We start from the raw sequence: 8,068 nt of genomic DNA, 5'->3' as shown, positions 1-8,068 counted from the left end.
TGCAAAATCGCCAAAATTTGAATAACATTTCCAAAAAATCAAAGACGCAAATTTTGAGATTACGCTTTTTAGATCAAGCTCATAATTTTGTAACCTTTGGTAGGGAAAACGATAAATCAATTTTTTGGGCGGATATATATAATGGCAATCAAGGCTTTGTGGTTTATGGGCATCAAAAATTTAATGAGGTAAAAATCACTCAATATGCTCTTGGTGTAGATACGGGCTGTGTGTATGGTGGAAAATTAAGTGCGGCAATTTTTCAAGATATGGGTAGTGAAAAATTTTCTATTGAAAGTGTTAACGCGGATGTGCGGTAAAATGTCAATTTTTATCAAGATAAAAAACTATGTTATTATTAAGTGAAGTGATGATTGCCCATACTGATTTAGAGTCGTTTGAGGATTTGGTGCCAATTGTTAAGAATATTGCTCAGTCGGGCAGTGAGCGGTTTTTTCAGATGGATGTAAAGCCTGATTATGGCGATACGCCTGAGAATTGGGAAGATCGTTTGGAAGCGGCTTTTTATTAGGGGGTAACAGATGGGTTTTAAATATTTAAATAAAGAGCAAGATATTTTTGATGGGGATGATGGCGAGGATGTTTATGCGAATGAGGAGCAATTGCAAGCTCGTTTGGCGTATTTTGAGGCGCAATTAGCGGGTTTGAGTGAAAATTCGCCTGTTGAGGAGCGCATCAAAAACTTGTTAGAGATTGGGCGTATTCAAGTTGAGCGTTACAAGGGTGCAGATGCGTGGGAAAAGGCTTTTACTGCGTTTACGCTTGCGCAAGAGGATGAGTTGTGGGAGTTGGCAGTTGAGGCTTGCGATGTGATGTTTTTGTCAGAAGGCCCAGATGCATTGGTGGCATTGGGGCATGCGTTGTGGTTGGGGATAACTTTTCCGATTGACCCTGAAATTACGGTGGCAATGTTGCAACACTTGGTGGAAGAATCTCCTGAAGAGGCAGACACACGAGCGGTGGCAGCAACGGTGGCGTATTATATTACTTCGATGCGCTGTGGAGAGGACGATGATTTGACCTTTTTTACCTCGCAAATGCTGGCCAGTGTGGCAGATAAACACTCTCATGTAACGGATCAATCAACTTTTGACCTATGGCGTAGAACTTTAGAATTAGACAAGCCAGAGGTATTTTTAAAGAAATTATCGGGTGCAATTGACCAATTAGTGGATGGCAAATGGTGGGTTGAGCGTGATAAAATCAGAGCAAAACTAGACAACGAGACGACACATTAAATGAAAATTAAGGTTTGTGGGTTTACTAATGCTGACAATGCACGAGAAGCCTCGTTTCTCGGCATAGATGCGGTTGGTCTAGTATTTTATGACAAATCTCCACGATATGTGGAAGTTGAGCGTGCTTTAGAAATTGTCCAAGCATTGCCACCGTTTATTAATCGTGTGGGCTTGTTTGTGAATGCAAATGCTGATTTTATTGATGAAGTTCTATGCGAAGTGCCATTGGATACTTTGCAATTTCATGGCGATGAGTCAGCGCACGAATGCGCCCAATATGCCATGCCGTTTATTAAGGCTTTGCGTATAAATGTCGATACCAATATTGCTAAAATGGCAGATGAGTATCATCAGGCTAGCGGCTTATTGTTAGACGCATTTAATCAGGATGCTTACGGCGGCACAGGCGAACAGTTTGATTGGTATTTAGCCAAGGTTGATATTGATTTTCCGATTATTTTGGCAGGCGGGCTTAATTCAAATACGGTGAGTGATGCTATTAGACAGGTAAATCCTTATGCGGTTGATGTGTCTAGTGGTGTTGAAAGTGAAAAAGGTATTAAAGATGTTGATAAAATTAAACAATTTATCCAAAAAGCAAACCTATGAATAATTACAATTTACCAGATGATAAGGGGTATTTTGAGCAATATGGCGGTGTTTTCATTGCAGAAACACTAATGACTGCAGTTACTGAACTCAAAGATGCTTATGCTAAATATAAAAACGATAAAGGCTTTGTTTATGAGTTTGAGCAGGATTTAAAGCATTATGTAGGTCGTGAAACGCCGCTTTATCATGCGCAGAATTTGAGCCAAAAATTAGGTGGTGCGCAGATTTATCTCAAACGAGAAGACCTCAATCACACAGGTGCACACAAGATAAACAATACCATTGGTCAGGCACTTTTGGCAAAACGCATGGGCAAAACCCGTATTATTGCCGAGACAGGTGCTGGACAGCACGGTGTGGCAACGGCAACGGTTGCAGCTCGTTTGGGGTTAGAATGCGTGGTTTATATGGGCGAGGTGGATGTGGCTCGTCAAGCACTGAATGTGTATCGGATGAAATTATTGGGCGCTACGGTTGTTCCTGTTACCTCAGGCTCAAAAACCCTAAAAGACTCACTTAATGAGGCGATGCGTGATTGGGTAACCAATATTGATGATACTTTTTATATTATTGGCACAGTTGCAGGGCCACACCCTTACCCAATGATGGTGCGAGATTTTCAAAGTGTGATTGGCAAAGAGGCAAAAAATCAATTCGCCGAACAAGTTGGTGGCTTGCCCAATGCTTTGGTGGCTTGCGTGGGCGGTGGCTCAAATGCGATTGGCTTGTTTCATACATTTATTGACGATGTCTCAGTTGAAATTTACGGCGTTGAAGCGGCAGGATACGGCATAGAAAAAGGCCCAACTGCACACGCCGCCCCGCTTTGTGCAGGCAGTGTGGGTGTTTTGCACGGCAATCGCACTTATTTAATGGAAGACGAAAATGGACAAATTATTGAAGGTCATTCTATCTCAGCAGGGCTTGATTATCCAGGTGTTGGTCCCGAACATGCCTATTTAAAAGATTCAGGTCGTGCAAAATACACAGCCATTACCGATAAAGAAGCGCTTGCAGCGTTCCATACTTTAACTAGAACTGAGGGTATTTTGCCAGCACTGGAGTCTTCTCACGCCGTGGCTTATGGCATAAAACTTGCAAAAGAACTGGGTAAAGGTAAAAATATTATTATCAACCTATCAGGTCGCGGCGATAAGGATATTCACACTATTGCTCAAATTGAAGGTATTGAGTTTTAATTTAATTAGAGACCTTTGCATAAATATGAATAATCATCAAAAATCCACTTTTCACCTGCTTGGCGATTTTTTAAACCCAGCCTTAGCCCTGCTAGGACAAGGTTTAAGAAAATCACCAATCTGGCAAAAATTGAATTTTGCTAATCATCCCTATTTATGCAAAGGTCTCAATTAGAGAAAAGTGTTTTCTTTTAAATGATATTTTATTAAAATAGAGTCAAGTATTTGACCTTATTTTATACTTATGTATAATTAGAGTTAAATACTTGACCTTATTTTATTATGCACAAACTAAACACGGTTTCCAAAGAAGAAGTAGAAAATCGCTTATCTTTTGATAATCCTTGGTGGGAAAGCAACTCTGTCAGTAAACGATATCAGGAGTTTCCTCGGCGCCATTATTTTTTGCCATTTTATAAATTAACCCAACAATCTGTTAATAGGGCAATTGTATTAATGGGCCCAAGACGAGTGGGTAAAACCGTTATGGCATTTCAAGCCATAGATGCCCTGTTAAAAAAGGGCGTTAGCCAATACAATATTTTATATGTATCTTTAGAAACACCGTTATATATTGGGCTATCGTTAGAAAAAATAGTCAATATGTTTCAAGATATACATCAACATGGTCGTGAGGCAGAGCTGTGTATTATTTTTGACGAAATTCAATATTTGCCTAAATGGGAAGTGCATTTAAAGTCCTTGGTGGATTCTTATCCTGCTTATCAATTTATTGCCACAGGGTCTGCAGCAGCAGCGTTAAAACTTAAAAGTGAGGAATCGGGTGCGGGACGATTTACAGATTTCTTATTGCCACCTTTAACTTTTGCAGAGTACCTGTCCTTTATCGGAAAAGAGAGCGCCTTAATTGAGAAAAGAAATGACACCCTTGTTACTGCAAATATTGAAGCGTTAAATATTGAATTTATAAATTATTTAAATTATGGCGGTTATCCAGAGGCAGTATTATCAGCCGATGTGCAAGAAGATAGTGGCAGATATATTAAGAGCGATATTATTGATAAGGTGTTGCTAAGAGACTTGCCAAGTCTTTACGGCATTAGAGATGTGCAAGAATTAAATAAATTATTCACTGTTATTGCCTACAATACCAGCAATGAAATTAGCTTAGAATCCCTGTCCCAATCATCTGGCGTTTCTAAAAACACTCTAAAGAAGTATCTTGAGTATTTAGAGGCAGCATTTTTAATCAAAATCGTTCATCGTGTTGATATAAATACTAAGAAACTTCAGCGCGTTACTAGGTTTAAGGTGTATTTAACCAATCCCTCGATGCGGGCAGCATTATTTGGCACTATTAAAGATGGTGACAAGACGATGGGTGGATTGGTTGAGACAGCAATATTTAGTCAATGGTTTCACCACAATTATGCTGATTTACATTATGCTCGCTGGAGTGATGGCGAAGTTGATATTGTTAATACAAAGCATAATTGGTGTGTAGAAATTAAGTGGTCTGATTTGGTTGCTAAAGATGCTAGAAAGCTCAAAAGTTTTATTAAATACATTCAGCAAAATGAAACTTTAAAAAATGTAGTTACTACTAAAACAATTCATCAAGAGCGTGTCATTAACGATGTGTTGATTGAATTTATACCTAGTGCTTTATACGCTTATATGTTGGGAAAAAATTATTTTGAAAGTGTACAAACTACGGAACAAGGCAATTTATTTTGAACGAGTTTATTTTTACTGGTTTTTTAATTTAGTTTTTTTACTTAACCACCAGAATAATACCAATAGTTGAAATAGTAGCAACGGAACAGTGGAAAGTAAAACGACCTCCCAGCCAAAATTAAACACAAACCAGCCTGCGGATAGCGAAGCTATAGCCTGCATACCAAAAATCAAAAAGTCGTTGATGGATTGTACTTTAAACCTTTCAAGGTCGTGATAAGCGCGTGGTAACAAGCTAGTACCGCCAATAAATAGAAAATTCCAACCAAGCCCTAACAGGATTAATGCTATCCAATAGTTATGCAAACTATGGCTATAGCCAACGATGATACAGGCTAAATATAGCACAATGCCGATTATCATCATTTTACTAAGTCCAAATAATTTGACAATCATTGGGGCGAACAAAGAAGGCAAAAACATCGCAATCACATGGGATTGAATCACAAATTTGGTTTGTACCAATGAAAAGCCATCAATAATATGCATACTCATTGGCGTGGCAGTCATGATGTAGCTCATAATCACATAACCCACTGCAGCGCTGGATAAGGCAATAATAAAGACGGGCTGTTTGATAATAATTTTTAAACTTCTGCCTGATTGCGTTTGCTTGGCTGTGGGTGTGTGGTTTGGCTGATAAAACCACAATAGAAAAAATGCAAGCACAAAGCAAATGCTAAGTAACAAAAACGAACCAACAAAGGCGGTATCAAACCAGTTTTTTCCTAGTGTTGCTAGTTCTGGCCCTAAAAAAGCAGAAATTAAACCACCAATCAATACAGCCGAAGTTGCTGTTGCACTGAGGCTTTTATCAACACTTTCAATAGCAGCAAATCTAAATTGATTCATGGTCGCTGTGGTGGCACCAAACAAGAAGGTAGCCAGGCAAAATAAATAAAACGATTTTATTTCTAAGGCAGTGATAGCAAGCGCAATGACGGCAATTGTATAAATGCAAATCCCCAAAAAAATGCGTCTTCTACCAATTTTAGACATAATGTAGACAACAGGAATAATGCTGGCAGCAGTGCCTGTTACGATCATTGCTACTGGCAAAGTTGATAAACTGGCGTATGGTGCTAGAGATTGTCCAATAATACCACCAAGGAAAATAACAAAAACGCCTAGAGACATAAATAACGACAAACTAATTGTCAGTAACCAGATATTACGGGGTAGTGAGTGCATTTATTTTTTCGCTGGTTTGTGCCAATTTTTTAGATTGGTTTGCTTGGTACGGCTTAAGCTAAGTTGGCTTTCTACTACATTTTTAGTGATGGTTGAGCCTGCACCGATGGTGGCATTTTTACCAATTTTGATGGGTGCAATGAGTTGAGAATCAGAGCCAATAAATGCACCATCTTCAATAATGGTTTGGTGTTTATTGACACCGTCATAGTTGCAAGTAATCACACCAGCGCCGATATTGACATTGTTACCCATGATGGTGTCGCCCACATAACTTAGGTGTGAGACTTTTGAGCCTTTGCCGATAATAGATTTTTTTACTTCAACAAAGTTGCCAATTTTGGTGTTTTTGCCAATTTTGGTCTCTGGACGAATGCGTGCAAACGGGCCGATGGATGCGCCCTCGCCAATTGTGGCATCTTCAATCACAGAATTTGGCAAGATAACTACATTATTACCAATTTTAGCGTTTTTTATTATACAATTCGGTGCAATTGTTGTGTTATTCCCAAGTGAAACATTGCCCTCAATTAGCACATTAATATCAATTTCGCAGTCTTGTCCAAAACTTAAACGACCACGACAATCAAAGCGAGCAGGGTCTTTTAATGTTAAGCCTTGTTGCATAAATTGATTGGCTTGGTTTTGCTGAAAAGTTCGTTCTAATTCTGCTAATTGTGCCTTATCATTCACCCCTGCCACCTCAAATTCGTTCTCTGTAATAACGGATGCGACGGTTTTTCCATCCTTCACTGCCATTGCAATAATATCGGTTAGATAAAACTCGCTCTGAGCGTTATTTGAGTCTAAAGCGCTCAGATAGGTTTTTAGTAATCCGCTATCAACTGCCATAATGCCCGTGTTTACTTCACAACAGGCAAGTTGCTCTTGGGTGGCATCTTTTTGCTCAACAATGGCTTGGATTTTCTTATTTTGACGAATAATACGCCCATAGCCTGTTGGGTTTTTAAGCACCACCGAGAGTAGCGCTATGCCACTTTTTTGCGCTTGAGTAATTAAACTTTTTAAGGTCAATTGCTCGATAAGCGGCACATCGCCATACAGCACCAAAGAAATTGAATCGTCATTAATGTGCGGCATCGTTTGCACAACAGCATGCCCAGTGCCCAGTTGCTCGGTCTGTTCTACCCAGTTGATTGAATCGTCACCCGTAAAAGCTTGGCGCACTTGCTTGCCACCGAACCCCACCACCACGAACACTTCCGAACATAATTGCTGTGCTTGCATCAGTACATGACCGAGTAAAGTTTTATTGGACAGGGTTTGTAAAACCTTTGGTTTGGTAGAATTCATACGCGAGCCTTTGCCAGCGGCAAGAATAATAGTGTTTATATGTTTCATAAGTGTATAACAAGTCAGTGTCCTAAATTGCATTTTAATTAAAATTACACGCAGGAATAGTATATAATTCCCCCCTTTTGAAAATTTACATAAATTTATAGATATGAAAACAGACATCCATCCTAATTACGACGCTGTAAAGGTAGTTTGCTCATGTGGTAACACTTTTGAGTCTCGTTCAACGATTGGCAAAGAAGAATTGCACTTAGATGTATGCTCTAGTTGTCACCCTTTTTACACAGGTAAGCAAAAAATCATGGATAGTGCTGGCCGTGTTGAGAAGTTCAAATCACGTTATGGTGCATTCAAGAGATAAGCCTAATAGATTGACAAAAAAGCCACATTTATGTGGCTTTTTTATGCCCGATTGAATGAGATTTTTGACCAAATATCGTTATAATTATGGCATTCATTTTTTATACACAGCCCCATGTCATTTGATTACATAAACGCCCTACTAAAGAAGCCAACAACTCGTACACCAATTTGGGTCATGCGCCAAGCAGGTCGCTATTTGCCGGAGTATCGTGCAACTCGACAACAAGCTGGAGACTTCATGAGTTTGTGTAAAAATTCAGAGTTGGCATGTGAGGTAACCATGCAGCCAATGGATCGATTTGATTTGGACGCGGCTATTTTATTTTCAGACATATTAACCATTCCTGATGCAATGGGCTTAGGTTTGTATTTCAGCGAAGGCGAGGGCCCGAAATTTAAGCGCCCACTTAAAACACTGGCAGATATTGA

At 39.4% G+C, this 8,068-nt stretch carries 10 protein-coding genes and 1 pseudogene; 9 read left to right on the top strand and 2 right to left on the bottom strand.

The genetic code is table 11. From position 1 onward, the window contains the following. From CRYPD_RS06840 to CRYPD_RS06815, 7 genes and pseudogenes are all read left to right on the top strand, one after another. Positions 1-320: pseudogene (locus tag CRYPD_RS06840) on the top strand (metallophosphoesterase); the annotation flags it as partial. Between the two features lie 29 nt (positions 321-349). Next, positions 350-532, top strand: coding sequence for a sulfur relay protein DsrC (locus CRYPD_RS06835; protein WP_138146842.1), 183 nt, complete (start codon positions 350-352; stop codon positions 530-532). Between the two features lie 10 nt (positions 533-542). Further along, positions 543-1,259 (top strand): hypothetical protein, encoded by a 717-nt coding sequence (locus CRYPD_RS06830; RefSeq protein ID WP_138146841.1) that lies wholly within the window; start codon positions 543-545, stop codon positions 1,257-1,259. Further along, positions 1,260-1,868: a phosphoribosylanthranilate isomerase gene (locus CRYPD_RS06825; RefSeq protein ID WP_138146840.1), complete on the top strand. Its 609-nt coding sequence runs from the start codon at positions 1,260-1,262 to the stop codon at positions 1,866-1,868. Then, entirely contained in the window at positions 1,865-3,070 is a 1,206-nt protein-coding gene (gene trpB, locus CRYPD_RS06820; RefSeq protein WP_138146839.1) for a tryptophan synthase subunit beta, read from the top strand. The genes CRYPD_RS06825 and trpB overlap by 4 nt, the downstream gene beginning before the upstream one ends. Positions 3,071-3,095: 25 nt before the next feature. Continuing rightward, positions 3,096-3,245 carry a hypothetical protein gene (locus CRYPD_RS08155; RefSeq protein WP_171004384.1) on the top strand — a complete coding sequence of 50 codons (150 nt, stop codon included), beginning with the start codon at positions 3,096-3,098 and terminating at the stop codon, positions 3,243-3,245. Between the two features lie 107 nt (positions 3,246-3,352). Further along, entirely contained in the window at positions 3,353-4,768 is a 1,416-nt protein-coding gene (locus CRYPD_RS06815) for an ATP-binding protein (RefSeq protein ID WP_138146838.1), read from the top strand. A 12-nt stretch (positions 4,769-4,780) separates the two neighbouring features. Here the strand turns inward: CRYPD_RS06815 and CRYPD_RS06810 are convergent, their stop codons facing one another. Together CRYPD_RS06810 and glmU are read right to left on the bottom strand one after the other, a co-directional pair. Next, positions 4,781-5,959: an MFS transporter gene (locus CRYPD_RS06810; RefSeq protein ID WP_138146837.1), complete on the bottom strand. Its 1,179-nt coding sequence runs from the start codon at positions 5,957-5,959 to the stop codon at positions 4,781-4,783. Further along, a complete protein-coding gene (gene glmU / locus CRYPD_RS06805; protein ID WP_138146836.1) occupies positions 5,960-7,321 on the bottom strand; it encodes a bifunctional UDP-N-acetylglucosamine diphosphorylase/glucosamine-1-phosphate N-acetyltransferase GlmU in 1,362 nt (453 codons plus the stop codon). It abuts the gene before it with no gap. A 103-nt stretch (positions 7,322-7,424) separates the two neighbouring features. Between glmU and rpmE the strand changes: the two genes are divergently transcribed. Further along, the gene (rpmE, locus tag CRYPD_RS06800) at positions 7,425-7,637 is read left to right on the top strand and encodes a 50S ribosomal protein L31 (protein WP_138146835.1); all 213 of its coding nucleotides are present in this window, start codon (positions 7,425-7,427) and stop codon (positions 7,635-7,637) included. Positions 7,638-7,751: 114 nt separating this feature from the next. Then, on the top strand, positions 7,752-8,068 hold a 317-nt coding region (locus tag CRYPD_RS06795), incomplete at its 3' end, for a uroporphyrinogen decarboxylase family protein (RefSeq protein WP_280178680.1).

This window comes from Bathymodiolus heckerae thiotrophic gill symbiont (assembly GCF_900180345.1).
Classification (GTDB): domain Bacteria; phylum Pseudomonadota; class Gammaproteobacteria; order PS1; family Pseudothioglobaceae; genus Thiodubiliella.
Note: the sequence above shows the minus strand (reverse complement) of the source record. Positions and strands in the feature narration are given on the sequence as shown.